A 16,871-nucleotide genomic window follows, 5' to 3' on the forward strand; every position below is an offset into this window, starting at 1 on the left:
TTGTTAATATATACTTAATTATAATAAATTATGATTAATTTTAAAATATTGTATGTACATATGGCAGCAGCTGCGAAAAAGTGGGAAAAAGATTTACTTAGAAACAAAGGGGCTACTATTTTTGAATATACAGCTGGTTATAGTAAAGCAGTAGAAGAAGGAGGAACATAAGTTAATAAGAATCAAATGTGCTATTTTATTAACGATGAAAAATCAAAGCATGTATGTTAAGGTAATGCAGTAGTTGCTACTCGTCTGAATAATTGATATACAAATAAAAGTTGATGGATCGCATCCTCTATTTGTATATCTACCATGTGGAGTAGGATTTGGTGGAGCTTCGTTTAGTTTAAAAATTATGGTATGGGATCATGTACATGTAATTTTTGCTGGGCTACCCATTCTTCGTATATGCTAATAGGTATGATGACCGGATTATATGATGGGATTCCCATACAAGATTTTTAATGAAAAGGATTCTAATAAGTAAAGGACAACTTAAGAGTAGACTTCAATGCTGTATTGTAAAATTTTTAAGGAAGTGAAAAAAGTATGAAATCAGCTTTAAATAGTATTATGATCTCCTCGATTTTTGCAGTAGGAGGGATCCTTTCGCTTTTGTTTAATTTAATGGGGGATCAAGATTGGATCTGGAATTGGGTAGGGCTATTACTAGCATATCTATCTTTGGGCATTTTAATCGGTTTATATAATAAAACTGTGGATCACAAAACATTTCCTAAAATACTAAAAAGAACTTTGTTTATTTCCTTTAATGTTACTATATTAGGGATAATAATAGGGGTAACATACCAACTATTAGGAAAGTGGAATCTTACTATAATGATGTATTATTGGTTGATAATTTTATTACTACATTTAATTACTGTAATAACATTAGTCATCCTAGTATTCGAAAACGGTAATAGTAAAAATTACAGCTTACTATATAGTTTTATTATACTTTTAAACATTGTCCTTACCTTAGGACCAGTATTATTTCCAGTAGTTCTAACTATTATAGGAAATGCCATGAACGTTAGTGCAGGGCACTAATTTTCACCTATATAGATTATTAAAATGATTAGTCCAAAATTGAGATTGGTTAAGTTAAAAAACTTAATAAGCTAATAGGATAGTAAAACTAAACGACATAAAGTGGAATGATTTGATAGAAAGAAGATTATAATATGAAAATTAAGCTTAAGAAAAAAAGAATTATAAGTGTATTGTTGGCTATTACATTAGTAGCAATAGGGTATTACATGTTTCAATCTATTACAAATCCTAAGCTGGTAAATGCGGAAGAGGGAAACAGTGTTCAACAAGTGAGCAGTCTACCTAAAAATGAATTAAAAAAACCAATACCTAATCGTTTTGATGGTAAAGAAAGAAAAGTTGCATATTTAACTTTTGATGATGGACCAGGAAAATATACAGCTAACCTATTAGATGTATTAAAGAAAAATGATGTGAAAGCAACGTTCTTTTTAATTGGCGATAATGTGAAAAGGTTCCCAGATTTAGTGAAACGAGAGCATGTAGAAAACCATTATGTGGGCATGCATAGTATGACACATGATTTTAAAAAGTTATACACCAATCAGAAATATGTGAAGGAAATGAAAGAGGATCAATCTTTAATTAGAAATGTTATTGGAAACTCCCCGAATTTAACACGCCCACCATATGGGTCAATGCCTGGATTAAATGAATCACTTCGAAATGAAGTGGTCGGAAATAATTTAAAAGTATGGGATTGGACAATTGATTCTCTAGATTGGAAATACAATAAATTACCTGTGGATGTAGCGGCCGCAAAAATTGTTCAAAATGTCTTAGCAGGTGCGACGTCTTCAAAGGAAATTGTTTTAATGCACGATATTCATCCACAATCTGTTGCGGCAGTTCCAGCAATTATAAAAGGATTAAGAGAAAAAGGGTATGAATTTGAAGCTTATGATGAGAACAATCATTTTCCAATAAACTTCTGGCATGATAATCGTATATAAAGAGATATATTAGTTAAAAGAAAATCAGAATGGAATAAGCAATTCATATAGGGTTTAAATATTTGTAAGAGCGTGTTTAGATAGATGAAAACACGCTCTTTTTACTGAACTATTTTATTGTAGATTTAAGTATAGGCTTTCTAATTTCAGAAAAATTTATATGATTTTTTCATTCATTTTTACATAAGCGTTGGATATTTCGTATGTTTGTCTAGAGTGAAAAGAACTCATAAAAAACCGCCATTATTCACGTTCTTCTTCATATAATTGCACCGCACTTATTTTTTGTATGTGGTTAAAACTAGTTTTTAAGAAGCATATGTTTTAGCAACTGCAGAAATTCTGTATCACTTTTATCATCTTTTATATAATCCTGTTCGTAGTTAAAAATCATTCGTACTAACATAAAAGCTGTAAGCGGTAATGGGACCTTATGCAAAGCCCCTTGCTGATAACCTTTTTCGAGTAATTTACTTATCATGTTAATTGCTTCTTCTTCAGATTGTTTAAAACAAGTTGTAATTTCAGGTGAATGGTACTCTTTATATTCTTGAAAGAGTGTAGAAACAAATGGATCTTGATGATATTCTAGGCTGATATAATGAAGAATTTTTTGTATTCGAAGTAAAACATCTTTTTCTTCTTTATATAAATTAAATAATTGTGAGCGTTTAAGCTGAATATGACGCATATAGCAGTCGCATAATATTTCAGTTTTATCTGTATAGTAATAATAAATAGTACCTTTACCAACTTTAGCTGTCTTTGCAATTTCATCAACCGTTGTGTTACGGACACCACGCGTAGAGAACAGTATTGTGGCAGATTGAATGATTTTCATTTTTTTATTTTCTTTTTTTAATTTGATCATTGTCTACACCCTATCCTTGAAATATTTAGCGAGTTTTCAGTTTTTACATTCTGTATCAGTTCATTTTTAATTTTGTAACTCCTAATAGAAAGTCCTCTATTTGCTTCTTATAGAATAACATACACCATTCTTATTTCTAGTATATAACTATAATAGAATGCAACTTTATAACCTAGGGATAAAGTTGAAAGTTTGAGGTAATAATTTTTTAATCGGACGATGAGAATTCAAGTGAAGGGGAAAGTGATTTCTTTCTTGATTGAATTATTTGATTTTTTGTTCAATTCATTTTATTATATAAACATGACTAAAAGATGTTTTTAGTCGGATTTTTTTACGGAAAACCGACTGATATTTGATTTTAGTCGGTTTCTATACTATTTGAGAGAAGGTAGACACTATGTGTGGAATTGCAGGGTGGATAGACTGGTCTAAAGACCTGTCTCATGAACAAGAAACGTTAAAAAAAATGACAGATGCTATCATTCACCGAGGACCAGATGCAGAGGGGCATTGGTTTTCAAAACGAGCGGCATTAGGTCATCGACGTCTCATCGTCATTGATCCTGAAGGTGGCCTTCAACCTATGCTGTATAAAGATGGAAATGATACGATTGGCCTTACGTTCAATGGAGAAATTTATAACTATCAAGAATTACGTAAAGAACTTGAGGAGAAAGGTCATGAATTTCAGACCAAATCGGATACAGAGGTATTACTACACGCTTACTTAGAATGGCAAGAAGATTGTGTTCAACACTTAAATGGGATTTTTGCTTTTGGTATTTGGGATGAAAGATTTGGGAAATTGATGCTTGGTCGTGACCATCTAGGCGTGAAGCCGTTATTTTTCGCTCAAAGGGGAAGCGCAATTCTCTTTGGTTCAGAGTTAAAAGTTTTACTTTCGCATCCACTTGTAGATGCTGAGGTAAATAAAGAAGGACTTTCTGAAATATTTTGTCTTGGACCAACACGTACTCCTGGTCATGCTATTTTCAAGGATATACATGAAGTGCGTGCTGGCCATTATATGACGTTTACCTCTAATGGCTCGACTACGACACAGTATTGGAAACTTGAAAGTAAAAAACATGTAGATGATATTAATACAACAGTCGAGACAATCCGCTCCATTTTACAAGATACGGTTAAACGTCAGTTAATTGCTGATAAACCAGTGGTATCTATGCTTTCCGGAGGTTTAGATTCCAGTGGTTTAACAGGTTTAGCAGGAAACGAATTTGGGAATAAAGGGGAACGTCTTCATACATATTCCCTGAACTTCATCAATGATGAAAAAGATTTTGAGCAAGACTTCCTTCGTTTTGATCGTGATGAGCCTTGGGTGAAACGTGTGGCTGAATATGTAGGAACAAAGCATCATTCTATAGAGGTAGGATCAGATAGTTTAATAGAGTATTTATTAACTCCAATGCGAGCGCGTGATCTACCTGGAGTTGGAGAACTAGAAACGTCTCTTTATTTGTTATTTAAGGAAATGAAAAAAGATGCAACAGTTGCACTTTCAGGCGAATCCGCAGATGAAGTATTCTCAGGATATCCATGGTTCCATCAAGAGAAGTTTCTAGATGCAGAGATATTCCCTTGGAGTGTTAATTTATGGTATAGCACAGAAATTCTATCAGAGGATTTTAAAGCGAAGATTAGCCCTGAAAAATATCAAAAACAAAAATTTGGAGATGCGGTTGCTGAGGTTCCTTTTTTAGAAGGTGAAAGTGATCTGCAAATGAAGCAACGTCAAATGTCTTACATGTTTATTACACGTTTCTTGCCATTTATGCTAGAACGAAAAGATCGCACAAGTATGATGAATGGCTTTGAAGTACGAGTTCCATTTTGCGATTACCGGCTTGTAGAATACTTATGGAATGTTCCATTCGAAATGAAAAGCATAGACAATATTGAAAAAGGTATTTTACGTCGAGCTTTTGAAAATGTACTTCCAGAAGATGTGCGTTATCGCAAAAAAAGTGCATATCCAAGCACAAAGGATGCCTCTTATGTACAAGGTATTAGTGATTGGATGTTACATGTGTTGAACAATCCTGAATCACCTATTTTGCCATTAATTAATGTAGAAAGAGTTCGTGCTATTGCAGAAGGAAAAGACGAAGTAATTTCAGGTAATGATGCACGAGGTATAATAGATTATTTACTTCAAGTTAATAGTTGGCTTCAGGAATATAATATTAAATTAGTATGGTAGATGTAATTTTCAAATAAAGAGAATAGCTGAAACATCAATGATCTAAGTGAACCGCACCTCCAATGTATTAGATAGTTATCTAATAATTGGAGATGTGGTTTTATTATTTTGATTTGCAATAACCCTAATCAGTTAGTTAATTAGAATCAAATAAGAAACATAGAAATAGGGGGAATAATATGAATTGGAGGTTCCTTCCTGAGAGTAGGGAGTCTCTTTAATCTCGCTACCGATAATCAAATAATATGTTAATTAGATTTGATTATTGTATGCATCGCTTTTTCTTCAATAAATATTAAGTGATAAACTTCATATATAGTATATAAGGAGATTATCTCATGGGTTATTTGCAAATATTAGATGGGGAGTATTTGACACATACATAACCTAAAGATTTAGATGAAATTAATATAGATAAGTATTTACTACGATTGCCTTCCTATTTTTCTTAGAATTTTTTTAGTGAATCAAAATTTAAATTGCGTATACATCTTTTGTACTAGTAGACCTAAGTCTAAAAGTATGTACAATTACACCATTTGACTAATGGGTAAACTTCACAAACTGATATATACTAGTATTGTGTCTTGCCTTTTTAGGTGTAGTACACAGCCGGTGATTGGCTAGTGGATGTCCTTCCATTTTGCCAGTGCCGGTTTTTTGTTGGATAATAGAGAAAATGAAGTTTTTATAAGGAAAGAAGGGGTTGTTTTGAAAGATGTAAATTCTATCTTTATGAGAGAAAAGATTGCTAGTTTTTATCTTTATTTTATTTCTTTTCTTGGTTTGGTTACTATAACTATATCTTTACTTGAAATTAAAATCCCTTCTCATCTAACAATACTAATATTGTTGTTACTTTTTATGGGGATTGCAGAGTATTTTCCTGTAAGATTTTGGAGAGGAACTAGTTCGCTTACCTTTCCGATAATTTACGCTATGAGTTGGCAGTTTGGAATCCATATAACTATTGTTGCTATTGTACTTGTCACGCTAATTATTCACATGCATCGTCGTTCACCGATACAAAGAATGTTATTTAATAGTACTCAACATGCACTTAGTTTGATCTTTGCCAAATGGTTTTCAGACAAATGTATGTCCTTAATAATTAATAAGATAGGTATGTCAGTTCTGTATGAGAATTTAATATCTTTGTTATTATTTTGCGTGTTTTTTTGTTTTTTCAACAATCGTTTTTACGATTTGTTAATGATACTTCTTCCGCAGCCATATTCAATTTACCAATGGTATAAAAAAACTATTACGGTATTTCTTTGCGAAACTTTTGGTTTCTCTTATGCGGCACTGATGCATGTACTAATTAGTACATATAGTGTGGAAGTAAACGAAGTTACAGTACTGTTTTTCTTTTTTCCACTTGTAGCAACTTCCGTTATTAGTTCTTTTTCTGTACGGATAAGGATGGAGAAAGAACGATTATATGAGTTATTTCTTATTACGACCGAAATTAGTCGAGGATTAACCGGAGGAAACTTGAAGCATATTAAACAAGCACTTAAAGGTTTTTTTGGCATACAAGCATATGTAATATGGACAAAAGATGATGGAAACTGGAATATTCTATTAAAAGATGGGAAAGTTCGTCTTGATATTTCTGATCATTTAGAAAATTACGATGCGTTTGAGGGACTTTCTAAAAACCTTGTATTTAATGATTGGAAAATTGGTACGGCTCCTGGAGATGAAATATTTGAAAGTGTCATACGCTCACTTGTATATTTTCCTCTTATTGTTAATGATGAACTAGTCGGAATGTTTGTTGCAGGGAAAAGTAGAAATGCAGGCTTCTTTCCAGAAGATGTACAGTCGTTAGCTACATTTTCTAACCAATTAGCTAACGTAGTTAAAACAAGGATATTAATTTCTGAACAGGAAAAAAGAATGATTTTAGAAGAAAGAAATAGAATTGCTCGAGAAATTCACGATGGTATTGCGCAAACATTAGCCGGGGTGATATTCCAACTAGAATCCGCGCAGAAAAAATACCGTGATAAACCAAAAGATATGCAGCAAGTAGTAGAGAAAAGCATAAAAGATTTAAGAGGAAGCCTAGGAGAAGTTCGCTATTCTATTTATGCTTTAAAACCATATCCGACACAACAATTGGGACTTAAGCAGGCGATAGCAAGTAAAATAAAATCTTTAAGACAAGAATATGAACTAGACATTACATATCATGAAAGAGGTCATGCACGTGCGCTTAGTTTTTCAAAAGAAAGAGTTATATTTGATACATTACAAGAAAGTTTGCAAAACATTGTAAAACATGCACAGGCAAAAAAGGCTGATGTTTTACTCAGCTATCAAAGTGAACACGTGCTTTTAAGGATTAAGGATAATGGAGTTGGCTTTTCACTATTTGAGTCTATGGTTAAAACGAAGAATGAGCCACATTATGGTATATTACATATGAATGAACAAGCTGACCAATTAGGGGCTACTTTACAGATTGATAGTTCTGTAGGAAAAGGGACAGAAATTACACTGTTAATTCCAGATTCACAAACAAGGGGTGCGTAAAATGATTAAAATATTAGTAGTAGATGATCATGCTTTTTTACGGGATGCAATTCGGAGCATACTAGAGGATGAATCTGATATGAAAGTGGTTGGAGAAGCTAGCTCTGGGGATGGAGTATTGGGAAAAGTAGAAGAATGCCGACCAGATTGTATTTTGATGGATATTAATCTTCCAGGGAAAAATGGGATTGAAGCTACAGAGTTAGTGAAAAAAAAATATCCGAGTTGCCGTGTACTTGTGTTTACAATGTATGAACATGATGAGTATTTAATGGATGCACTCCAGGCCGGTGCTGATGGTTATTTATTGAAGGATTCATCATCAGATCAGGTAGTAGCAGCAATTCGAATGTTATATCGAGGCGATTCAGTCATTCATCCGCGTATGACTAAAAAATTAATTACATATCATCAGCAAAAAATGAAAGTAGAATCAAATGAAAATGAACTGACGGAACGTGAAAAGGAAATTCTCTTTGAACTAGTAAAAGGACTTAGTAATAAAGAAATTGCTGAAGTTTTATATATTAGTGATAAAACAGTTAAAATTCACATCAATAAAATTTTTAAAAAGCTAAATGTGAAAAGTCGATCGCAAGCAGTGATTTATGCAGTCCGAAATCAATTAGTTCCGCTAGATTAAATAAGAAATCTATCAAAGAACTATCGTGTCGCTTTATTCTGTATTACAAAGAATAAAGGACAAGGTAGTTCTTTTGTACTATGTAGGCATAGAATCCTTAGAGAAAAGATACTCCTTTTGTTCAATTTTCAGAATAATCAAAATGTGGAATAATAAAAATAGAATTACATTTTAATCTTGTTAATAATTCATTTTGTGAAAATCTTTTGTTGGAAATAAATGACGGAGGGCTCTTATAGAAAGAGTAAAGTGAGTGGTTAGCTATGTGAGGTATGGGGATGGTAGTAGTGTTGGAAATCTTTCATGATACAAAAGATTAAGATTAATAGAGTTTCCAATGCTACATGGGAATTTAAGAATCAATTTGTTTCAAAAAATAATATTAATAATGGGGAGATGTAATATGAAACGAGGGAAATTTGGAAAGATTCTTATTGGAACGTTAACAGTTGGAATGTTATTGTCTCAAGGAATTCCATATAACGTATTAGCGGAAGAGGTAAATACATCTACTTTAACTGGAATTGATGATGCAAATGCTATCTTAAAAGGTCTTACAAAGGAACAACGTAATGCCTTAAAAACGTTAGATACAAAACCAGGTTTTGTTATTTCGCCAGGTATCAATACAACAAGTCCTAATAATGTGAATGTGATTATAGAATTTAAGCAAGCGCCTAGCAAAATAGAGGTATTAAAACAAGCGGCTAAAGGGAAAAAAGTAGCTCTTTCAAATGCGGAACAAAAGGTAGAGGCATCACATAAAGGATTTAAAGCAGAGCTTGAACAGCTTCAAAAGAATAAAGAGAAAGGGACAAATGTAAAATCTGCAAAGATAACAAGAGAATATAAGAATGCTTTTAATGGTGTAGCGATTTCTTTACCAGCAAATATAATCGAAGACTTAGTTCGTACCGGTATCGTTAAGCGCGTATGGGAAGATCATGAGGTTAAAATTGATTTGCCGAAAGAAACAGCTAAGACTGCTGTTGAACCAAAAATGGCAGATAGTGTACCACAAATTGGTGTAGACAAGCTACATGATGAAAAAATAACAGGAAAAGGAATTAAGGTAGGTGTACTAGACACAGGTATTGATTACAACCACCCGGATTTGAAAGATGCATATAAAGGGTATCGTGCAAAACAAGGTGAAGATCCAACTAAAATAGATCCGAACTCAATAAAAGGATGGGACTTTGTTAATAATGATGCTGATCCAATGGAGACAACGTATAAGGATTGGCAAAATTCTGGAGGATATCCTGAGATTTATGAGGGAAGTGCATATTATACATCCCACGGTACGCATGTAGCTGGGACAATTGCTGCAGACAAACAGAATAGTGTGGATTATGCAGTGAAGGGCGTTGCTCCAGATGTAGACTTATATTCATATCGCGTATTAGGTCCATATGGAAGTGGACAAACAAGCGGTATTCTTGCTGCGATTGATAAAGCAGTGAAAGACGATATGGATGTTATCAATTTATCACTAGGAGCGTCTATTAATGATCCTTTATATCCTACTTCTGTTGCAGTGAACAATGCGATGTTAGCAGGTGTTGTTACAGTAGTAGCAGCTGGTAATAGTGGTCCGGAAGAAGGTACTATAGGATCACCTAGTGCAGCAGCACTTCCAATTACAGTTGGAGCCAGTGACGCTGCAGTGAATATTCCAACGTTTTCCGCCGATGCAGGTGATGTACATGTAGATAAGATGATGCTACTTGGAAAAAGCTTTACTGATAAGATTGAAGATTTGAAAGGACAATCCTTATCGGTTGTATATGCAGGGCTTGGGAAATCAGGTGATTTTACAGGGAAAGATGTAAAAGGGAAGTTAGCTCTTATCCAACGTGGTGAGATTACATTTGATGAAAAAATTAAAAATGCTAAGGAAGCAGGCGCAAAGGCGGTAATTGTATACAACAATGTAGATGGGGAAATTACAAGTTATCTTGGGGAAAGTACTTCATCTATTCCATCGTTCCGCTTAACAAAAGTAGATGGTGAGAAATTGCAAGCAAAAGCTGTACAAGGAGATGTGTCGTTAGCATTTGGAGAACTTAGTAATATAAAAACAGAGGGAGATCACTTGGCTGATTTCAGCTCCCGTGGTCCTGCAACTAAAACAGATGATATTAAGCCAGATATTGTAGCACCAGGTGTGTCTATTTTCTCAACTGTTCCTGAATATATTAATGATTCAAAAGATGGAGAAAATTATCCGGTAGCGTATGGACGTATGTCAGGTACATCTATGGCAACTCCTCATACTGCAGGGGTAGCGGCACTTATTTTACAAGAACATCCAAACTATAGTCCATTTGAAGTAAAAGAAGCACTTATGAATACCGCAGTTGACCTAAAAGAAGAGCGTTCTGTATTTGAGGTGGGCTCTGGACGAATTGATGCATATCGTGCAGTTCATGCAGATACATCTATCGAGGTTATCGATAAAACATCAAACGTTGTAGATGATGAAGAAGTAGAAATTGAAGAAAAAACAGGTTCTATTGCGTTTGGGTATAAAAATCAAATTGAAAATGGGCCTATTAAAGATAGTCGAAAAGTCTTAATTAAGAACAGCAGTAAAACTGATGGAAAAGAGTTTAAATTAGAAGTAGAGTTTTCATCTACAAGTGTAGGTGTGCAAGATGCAGCGAAGTATGGTGTGAAGCTAAATGTACCAGATTCTATTAAAGTAGCTCCTAGTACATCAGAGGAAATTAGCCCTGAAATTATCATTCCAGAAAACGCTGAATTTGGTAGATATGAGGGCTATATTCATATTTCAAATAAAAACAATGAAAAAGAAGTATATCAAGTACCATTTGCAGTTAAATTCACAGAAAAAGGGATTGCGTCTGTAGATTTACTGAGAGATGCAATGGCAACAGATGCATCTAAATTCCATCCGTTTATGGAGAGACCAAGTTCGCCTTTGACATTTAAACTAAATAGTCCTCTTGAAACTATTGATGCAGTTGTGAAGGACCGAAAGACAGGAAAGGCATTAGGAGTCGTTGGTACACTTAATGCAAGTAGTCTAACACCGAATATTGAATATATGATGTTTTCTGGTATGGGAGGGTATGTACTTCCATTCACAGGAGATCCAGCTCATCCAATTGGGGATAAACCTGTTATGTTGCCTGATGGAGATTACGAATTGAACTTCGTTGGATATGATAAAGAAGGAAAATCGTATACAAAAGGCGATAGCATTATCATTGATAATGTTATACCGGAAATGAAATTTAAGGATGTACAACCTGGTATACATGAAGTCAATGATTCTATGTTTAAAGAAGAAGACGGCCAACGTGCATTATGGGTGCATGGTAATATTTATGATTCTACAGTAGATGCATTGAAGGCAAAAGGCTTGCAGTATGATCAAAAAGCGAACCAAATTGTATATTATCAAAACTCAGCCTTTCCATCAGGTTGGCTGAATACAATTCAAGCAAATGGTGATTTTAAATTTGGAGTACTTCCAGAGGAAATAAACGAGCCGTTAAATTTAAAATTATTTGGATATGATCTTGCAACTGCAGGGAATATGGCAACTGGATATAAAGATTACGTCTTTGTAAAGGAAGGGACAGAATACGCTGTTCCAAGTTATGACAAAGATAAAATCAAATTAGGAGAGAAAATTACATTAACTTTGAATCTTAATAATGTAAAACAGCTTATGTCAGGTACATTTGAAATTCCTTATTACAAGCAGCTCTTTAAATTTACAGATGTGAAACCAAATCCAGCACTTACGGAATATGTAAAACAACATGGACTGAACCTTAAATTAGAAGATCCGAAGATAAGTGAAGAAGGAGCTTGGGAAAACAAGGTGAAAGTTGGGGCATCATTAGAAGGAAAAGAATTTAAAGGATTAGATGGAGATACACCATTTTTAGATGTTACATTCGAGATGACGAACGATGAATACTTTAATGATTTAACTGCATTTGGAGTAGAGAAGTTCTCTTATACAAAAGCTGTTGCATCAGAAGGTATTGAGATTCCTGCGTTTAAAGATAAATCTTTTGCTATTGTTTCGAAACATTCAACGATTACAGGGTATATTGGCCCGGAAGCTTTCTTGAATGAAGAGGGGTATTTAGGTAAGAAAGACTATACAAAACTAGGAGCAAAAGTGTACGCAGTTGGCAAGGATGGAAAGAAATATACAGGAACGATTGGTGATAACGGGCAATTTGAAATTCATAGTGTCCCAGTAAGCGATAAAGAATATGATATTTTCGTAGAAATGCCAGGTCATTTAAATAGTAAATTAACAACAAAAATAGGGAAGGTGCAAGACGGTGAATTAGTGGGACAAAACTTTAGAGTTGACATGGATGATAACCTTGCAGGTGATGTAAATGGAGATAAAATGGTAGACATTCAAGATGCTAGAATAGCAGCTTTATCGTATGGAAAAGGAAAAGTATCTGTAAAAGATGGAGATATAAATCAAGATGGTGTTGTAGATGAAACAGATATTCGTTTTATTGAGAAAAACTTCTTGAAAAAGAGTCCAGATGCTAAAGAAAATCAGAAACCGAAAGAAAATGTAGGTCCAGTGACATTAGATAAAATCTTACGCTCTATTGGCTTAGAACCAAAAAAATAAGTGGACAAACTTCTAGAGTAAATAAAGGCATCAGACAATGGATATTAAATGAAATGGATTGGTTAACAAATGACCGGTAATGATTTAAGGTAACAATACCGGTCATTTTAAGAGTCATAGTCGTTTGGGTACATGAAGTAACTAGTTTAAAGTAAGTTTGCTTTCATTATGGGACAAGGAAGTTGCTTAATTATTATTGTTGTTTGTGGGATGGAAATAAGGTTTGTAGTTTAAACTTTAACAATAGGGGGACTTGTGAAATGGGTATGAAGAAAAAACTTGGTATGGGTGTTGTAACTGCAGTGCTTGGCTTATCCTTAATTGGCGGGGGAACATATGCATATTTTAGTGATAAGGAAGTATCACAAAACACGTTTGCGGCGGGTACTTTAGATTTGAGTGTGAATCCAGAAGTTGTTATTAATGTGGACAATCTGAAACCAGGTGATGAAATGGAACGTGGTTTTCAATTAGTAAACAAAGGAACCTTAGCAATAGGAGATGTGAAACTCCTGACAGATTACAGTGTAATCGATGCGAAAGGGGATAATGGAAATGCTGATTTTGGTGATCATATCCGTGTTGATTTCTTGTGGAACTTGGATAAAAATGAGGTTCCAATTTGGTCTACTACATTATCTGAATTAAAGGTAGCTACGCAAAATGGAAATATTCCTAATCTTGTAAAGAACGGTATTGTAGATCGAGAAGGAAATGGACTTGCTCCAGGTGATGATGATACATTTTATGTAATGTTTACATTCGTAGATAACGTTGAAGAACAAAATGTATTTCAAGGAGATGCGTTGAAATTAAATTGGACTTTTAATTCCATGCAAGCAAGCGGTGAAGAAAAGTAAGTGTAATAATTTGTATACTATATGTGTGAGACATATCGTATACAAATGAAAAGAACTGTTTTGAAATGAAGGCGTTTATCCTCAATGGTAAAACTCCTTATAAAAATATGGGTGAAAAACTTGATGATGATTTCCCTTTTAAAACACATCGTAAAAATATTTTGCGATGTGTTTTGTTGTAAGTTGGAGAGTACAGAAATATTAAATGATTATCCAGCTTTTGAGATACTTTGAGGGAATTTAGCACCTTACGCTAGCTTAGCAGCTTTCCTGAAGGGGATTTTGTTTTTTTACATGACGAAATGCTTAAAAACATAATATAAAATAAACATGTTTGATTTTTATTCATGTTTAATCTTTATAAACATCCATTACCTTAAACGTTTGACAAACTAGCATTAAGTCTGGAGTAAAATTAAGTCCATACCGACTTAATTCCCAAGTGAAAAATTTAACGTGCTCACTATACCAATAATCATAGCTTAAATCGCCTTCACCCTCAGATCTTGCAAAATTACTTGTTACTTCATTCATTTTTAGTAAATCGATCTTTGTATATTTTATAATTGCTAATGGATTATTGTCTCCATCCAATACAATATCGTACTGACCAACTTTTTGAATTTCTTCCCCTTCAAGCTCATAAACACAATGTGCAGCGCATGTTCCTGTTTTGATTCCTTTAACTACTAAACTTCCTAATTTATCTCCCATTTCTTTGGAACCATCTCCAAACATCCACGAATCTGGAACACTCATGTTTAACCCATTTTCTTTAGCGTACATATACCAATATTCTTCTATCTTATTAACTGACATCAGTCACTCATCTCCTTAATATTTAAATGTTTTGAATTTAATACGTGGCATATTATCTGTCAATATTTTAGAAGAACTTGCAATACATCTACATCAATAAATGTTTATAAAAAATATAACTCTTCGTAAACATATTTTCCATTCTGTATATTAATGCGAATAAACGAAACTCATACTGTTATTCTGCTGAAATCGTTACGGAAAAGTAAAATAGTGGATAAAAGAACAAACTATAAATGGTTTTATTTACCGATAATATTTTCTTTGTTTCGTAGGATATTAAACGTACAGGAGGTGATATATGATGGCAAACAATCGTAACAACTCTTTAGTGGTTGCAGGTGCAGAAAGTGCACTGGATCAAATGAAATATGAAATTGCACAAGAATTCGGCGTACAATTAGGCGCGGATTCAACTGCAAGAGCGAACGGCTCTGTAGGTGGAGAAATCACAAAACGTCTCGTTGCTATAGCAGAACAGCAACTTGGTGGATATAACAAATAATGCTAGGTATAAAGTAGAAAAAGGAGAGATTATATCTCTCCTTTTTTTGTAAAATATTCGATTATGAATATTTTATTTGTTATCTATCTTGTCTTTTATTACTTGTATCTTCCAGCCACTTAGAAACATATTCTTGCATACGAGATTCTAATGATTGAATCGTTTCATTTGAGATAGTGAGTGCTTGATCCGCATACTTTTTCGGGAACATGTTGCGCAAAGTAGGTTCATTTTCAGCACCATCTCCTGGTTCACGGTAATCTTCAATGATGTAATCATCCCCATTTTTTGTGACCGTCACACGGACTGGAAGTAAATGTCCTGCTTGAGAAACTGTCTGTGTTTCGCGGTTGTATCCTTGCATGAGGGAATGAAGGTAGACATACATTTTTTCATCCTTCATTTCAGTTCCATAGATTACATGCGTCTCAAATTGTTTTTCTGTATGATTTAATTTGTCTTGATTCCAGGCAATGATACTTTCTGAAATAAGGGATTCTAATTTGCTGTTTAGCGGAATCTCCGTTACATCCTTTGCATCATTTTGGACAGAATCACACCCTGTTGCAATGAAAACGAGTATGATAATGCTTACGGTAATCATTATCTTTCTCAAAATCTTATTTTCATATGTTAATGCAAAACGTCTGCTCATCAATTCACTCCATTTCTCTTCGTGCTAATCATCCACTGACATAAATATTTTATATAACAATAGTAAAATCGTCTTCAAACTAGAAACTTATTCTATCCAAGGAAATATATTGCATTATATAATACATACTATACCATTCTTACACATAACGGGAGAGACTCTATGAGAAAAGTTATAATGTATTGTGGGATCTTTATTATGATTCTTTTAAGCGGTTGTATCCGATTCGGACAAGACACTACAGATACCATTTATCTCATTCCAGAAGCATACGAAGGAGACCTATTGGTACTATATAATGTTCCAGGAGCTGAGTTGTTGCCAGAAGAAGATGGATTTCGTGTCGTCACTTTTTCTGCAGACGGGACCGCAGTTACATCTACAGCCGATATGAAATATGGGGATGTCAATGACACGTATTACACGGTTAACAAGGAAGGTAAGCGCACCAAACTTGATGAAAGCTGTATACGCGTTGGTTCAAATGGAAGCACTACTGAAAACATTGGTAAAGAAAATGAGCATACATTCTCATACGCGAAATTGGAAGTTACAACTAGTGCTTGCTCACAAAGCTTTTCATCATACGGGAGAGAAGTATCTGAAAATCAAGAACATCCTGTAGAGAAGAAATTGAGGGAATTATTGGTGCTCGTAAAAGAGCAGTATATGAAAGTGAAATACTAAATTTTCAAAAGGATGAATGGATGATGTTAGGGATAGGGTTGATTGTAGTAGGCGTTTTACTTGTCAGCGTTGTATCTTACCGAGAAATAAAGAAAGCAGGGGGCGTAACCTGGATTGAAATTCTAGTATATCCCTTTTTATTATTAATAGGCGCGTTACTCGAACATTTTGATCTGCCAGATTTTTTAATATTTTTAGGTTTGGTATGTATTGTTTTTGGTAGCTGTATGGTCATGGGCGTCAATATTCTATAACATTAAGAGCAAAGCATCTAGTTCAGATGCTTTTTTATTTTATTTTGTAGTTTTTATTTTTAATGTCTATCACACTAGTTACCCAGACATACAGGGTTCCAAGTGCTGGTAAAAAACTTAGCAAGTTGAATGTATTCTCTATAATATAG

Annotated in this window: 14 protein-coding genes; 11 read left to right on the top strand and 3 right to left on the bottom strand. The window is 34.0% G+C overall.

All coding sequences use genetic code 11. The annotated features are described in order from the left end of the window. Nucleotides 1–30 precede the first annotated feature (30 nt). The 3 genes from ACO6VI_RS25770 to ACO6VI_RS25780 all read left to right on the top strand — a co-directional run bounded on the left by ACO6VI_RS25770 (nucleotide 31) and on the right by ACO6VI_RS25780 (nucleotide 2,012). A complete protein-coding gene (locus ACO6VI_RS25770; RefSeq protein WP_063547321.1) occupies nucleotides 31–171 on the top strand; it encodes a hypothetical protein in 141 nt (46 codons plus the stop codon). A 381-nt stretch (nucleotides 172–552) separates the two neighbouring features. Further along, nucleotides 553–1,056 carry a DUF3902 family protein gene (locus tag ACO6VI_RS25775; protein WP_000833540.1) on the top strand — a complete coding sequence of 168 codons (504 nt, stop codon included), beginning with the start codon at nucleotides 553–555 and terminating at the stop codon, nucleotides 1,054–1,056. A 134-nt stretch (nucleotides 1,057–1,190) separates the two neighbouring features. Continuing rightward, a complete protein-coding gene (locus ACO6VI_RS25780) occupies nucleotides 1,191–2,012 on the top strand; it encodes a peptidoglycan-N-acetylglucosamine deacetylase (RefSeq protein WP_063547322.1) in 822 nt (273 codons plus the stop codon). A gap of 301 nt (nucleotides 2,013–2,313) precedes the next feature. Here the strand turns inward: ACO6VI_RS25780 and ACO6VI_RS25785 are convergent, their stop codons facing one another. Next, the gene (locus tag ACO6VI_RS25785; protein WP_016077693.1) at nucleotides 2,314–2,883 is read right to left on the bottom strand and encodes a TetR/AcrR family transcriptional regulator; all 570 of its coding nucleotides are present in this window, start codon (nucleotides 2,881–2,883) and stop codon (nucleotides 2,314–2,316) included. A gap of 400 nt (nucleotides 2,884–3,283) precedes the next feature. Here ACO6VI_RS25785 and asnB point away from each other — a divergent pair, with 400 nt between their 5' ends. The 5 genes from asnB to ACO6VI_RS25810 all read left to right on the top strand — a co-directional run bounded on the left by asnB (nucleotide 3,284) and on the right by ACO6VI_RS25810 (nucleotide 13,802). Beyond that, complete coding sequence (asnB, locus tag ACO6VI_RS25790) at nucleotides 3,284–5,110, top strand: asparagine synthase (glutamine-hydrolyzing) (RefSeq protein WP_063547323.1); 1,827 nt, start codon at nucleotides 3,284–3,286, stop codon at nucleotides 5,108–5,110. Nucleotides 5,111–5,821: 711 nt separating this feature from the next. Beyond that, complete coding sequence (locus ACO6VI_RS25795) at nucleotides 5,822–7,654, top strand: GAF domain-containing sensor histidine kinase (protein WP_063549312.1); 1,833 nt, start codon at nucleotides 5,822–5,824, stop codon at nucleotides 7,652–7,654. Nucleotide 7,655: 1 nt separating this feature from the next. Continuing rightward, nucleotides 7,656–8,297 (top strand): response regulator, encoded by a 642-nt coding sequence (locus ACO6VI_RS25800; RefSeq protein WP_016100091.1) that lies wholly within the window; start codon nucleotides 7,656–7,658, stop codon nucleotides 8,295–8,297. Nucleotides 8,298–8,700: 403 nt separating this feature from the next. Then, complete coding sequence (locus tag ACO6VI_RS25805) at nucleotides 8,701–12,942, top strand: S8 family serine peptidase (protein WP_088020325.1); 4,242 nt, start codon at nucleotides 8,701–8,703, stop codon at nucleotides 12,940–12,942. A gap of 260 nt (nucleotides 12,943–13,202) precedes the next feature. Further along, nucleotides 13,203–13,802, top strand: a complete 600-nt coding sequence (locus ACO6VI_RS25810; RefSeq protein WP_063547325.1) for a TasA family protein — start codon at nucleotides 13,203–13,205, stop codon at nucleotides 13,800–13,802. A 351-nt stretch (nucleotides 13,803–14,153) separates the two neighbouring features. Here ACO6VI_RS25810 and ACO6VI_RS25815 read toward each other — a convergent pair whose 3' ends face one another. Continuing rightward, nucleotides 14,154–14,621, bottom strand: coding sequence for an ASCH domain-containing protein (locus ACO6VI_RS25815; protein ID WP_000115719.1), 468 nt, complete (start codon nucleotides 14,619–14,621; stop codon nucleotides 14,154–14,156). A 304-nt stretch (nucleotides 14,622–14,925) separates the two neighbouring features. On the opposite strand from ACO6VI_RS25815, the gene ACO6VI_RS25820 reads away from it, so the two are divergent. Further along, entirely contained in the window at nucleotides 14,926–15,126 is a 201-nt protein-coding gene (locus tag ACO6VI_RS25820) for an alpha/beta-type small acid-soluble spore protein (protein ID WP_088020337.1), read from the top strand. Nucleotides 15,127–15,205: 79 nt separating this feature from the next. Here the strand turns inward: ACO6VI_RS25820 and ACO6VI_RS25825 are convergent, their stop codons facing one another. After that, a complete protein-coding gene (locus tag ACO6VI_RS25825; protein ID WP_088020323.1) occupies nucleotides 15,206–15,781 on the bottom strand; it encodes a peptidase M56 in 576 nt (191 codons plus the stop codon). Between the two features lie 162 nt (nucleotides 15,782–15,943). Between ACO6VI_RS25825 and ACO6VI_RS25830 the strand changes: the two genes are divergently transcribed. Both ACO6VI_RS25830 and ACO6VI_RS25835 read left to right on the top strand, forming a co-directional pair. Continuing rightward, entirely contained in the window at nucleotides 15,944–16,468 is a 525-nt protein-coding gene (locus ACO6VI_RS25830; protein WP_063547328.1) for a DUF6843 domain-containing protein, read from the top strand. Nucleotides 16,469–16,488: 20 nt separating this feature from the next. Continuing rightward, on the top strand, nucleotides 16,489–16,722 hold the full coding sequence (locus ACO6VI_RS25835) for a hypothetical protein (protein ID WP_002094019.1): 234 nt from the start codon (nucleotides 16,489–16,491) through the stop codon (nucleotides 16,720–16,722). Nucleotides 16,723–16,871: the final 149 nt, after the last annotated feature.

This window comes from Bacillus sp. PSXD-155, from assembly GCF_049310765.1.
In the GTDB taxonomy this organism is placed as follows: domain Bacteria; phylum Bacillota; class Bacilli; order Bacillales; family Bacillaceae_G; genus Bacillus_A; species Bacillus_A cereus.

Excerpts from the sequence above, each read along its gene's own strand:
- ACO6VI_RS25775 (WP_000833540.1), top strand. The coding sequence starts at position 553 with ATGAAATCAGCTTTAAATAGTATTATGATCTCCTCGATTTTTGCAGTA.
- ACO6VI_RS25835 (WP_002094019.1), top strand. The coding sequence starts at position 16,489 with ATGATGTTAGGGATAGGGTTGATTGTAGTAGGCGTTTTACTTGTCAGC.
- asnB (WP_063547323.1), top strand. The coding sequence starts at position 3,284 with ATGTGTGGAATTGCAGGGTGGATAGACTGGTCTAAAGACCTGTCTCAT.
- ACO6VI_RS25770 (WP_063547321.1), top strand. The coding sequence starts at position 31 with ATGATTAATTTTAAAATATTGTATGTACATATGGCAGCAGCTGCGAAA.
- ACO6VI_RS25805 (WP_088020325.1), top strand. The coding sequence starts at position 8,701 with ATGAAACGAGGGAAATTTGGAAAGATTCTTATTGGAACGTTAACAGTT.
- ACO6VI_RS25800 (WP_016100091.1), top strand. The coding sequence starts at position 7,656 with ATGATTAAAATATTAGTAGTAGATGATCATGCTTTTTTACGGGATGCA.
- ACO6VI_RS25815 (WP_000115719.1), bottom strand. The coding sequence starts at position 14,621 with ATGTCAGTTAATAAGATAGAAGAATATTGGTATATGTACGCTAAAGAA.
- ACO6VI_RS25780 (WP_063547322.1), top strand. The coding sequence starts at position 1,191 with ATGAAAATTAAGCTTAAGAAAAAAAGAATTATAAGTGTATTGTTGGCT.
- ACO6VI_RS25785 (WP_016077693.1), bottom strand. The coding sequence starts at position 2,883 with ATGATCAAATTAAAAAAAGAAAATAAAAAAATGAAAATCATTCAATCT.
- ACO6VI_RS25810 (WP_063547325.1), top strand. The coding sequence starts at position 13,203 with ATGGGTATGAAGAAAAAACTTGGTATGGGTGTTGTAACTGCAGTGCTT.
- ACO6VI_RS25830 (WP_063547328.1), top strand. The coding sequence starts at position 15,944 with ATGAGAAAAGTTATAATGTATTGTGGGATCTTTATTATGATTCTTTTA.
- ACO6VI_RS25820 (WP_088020337.1), top strand. The coding sequence starts at position 14,926 with ATGGCAAACAATCGTAACAACTCTTTAGTGGTTGCAGGTGCAGAAAGT.
- ACO6VI_RS25825 (WP_088020323.1), bottom strand. The coding sequence starts at position 15,781 with ATGAGCAGACGTTTTGCATTAACATATGAAAATAAGATTTTGAGAAAG.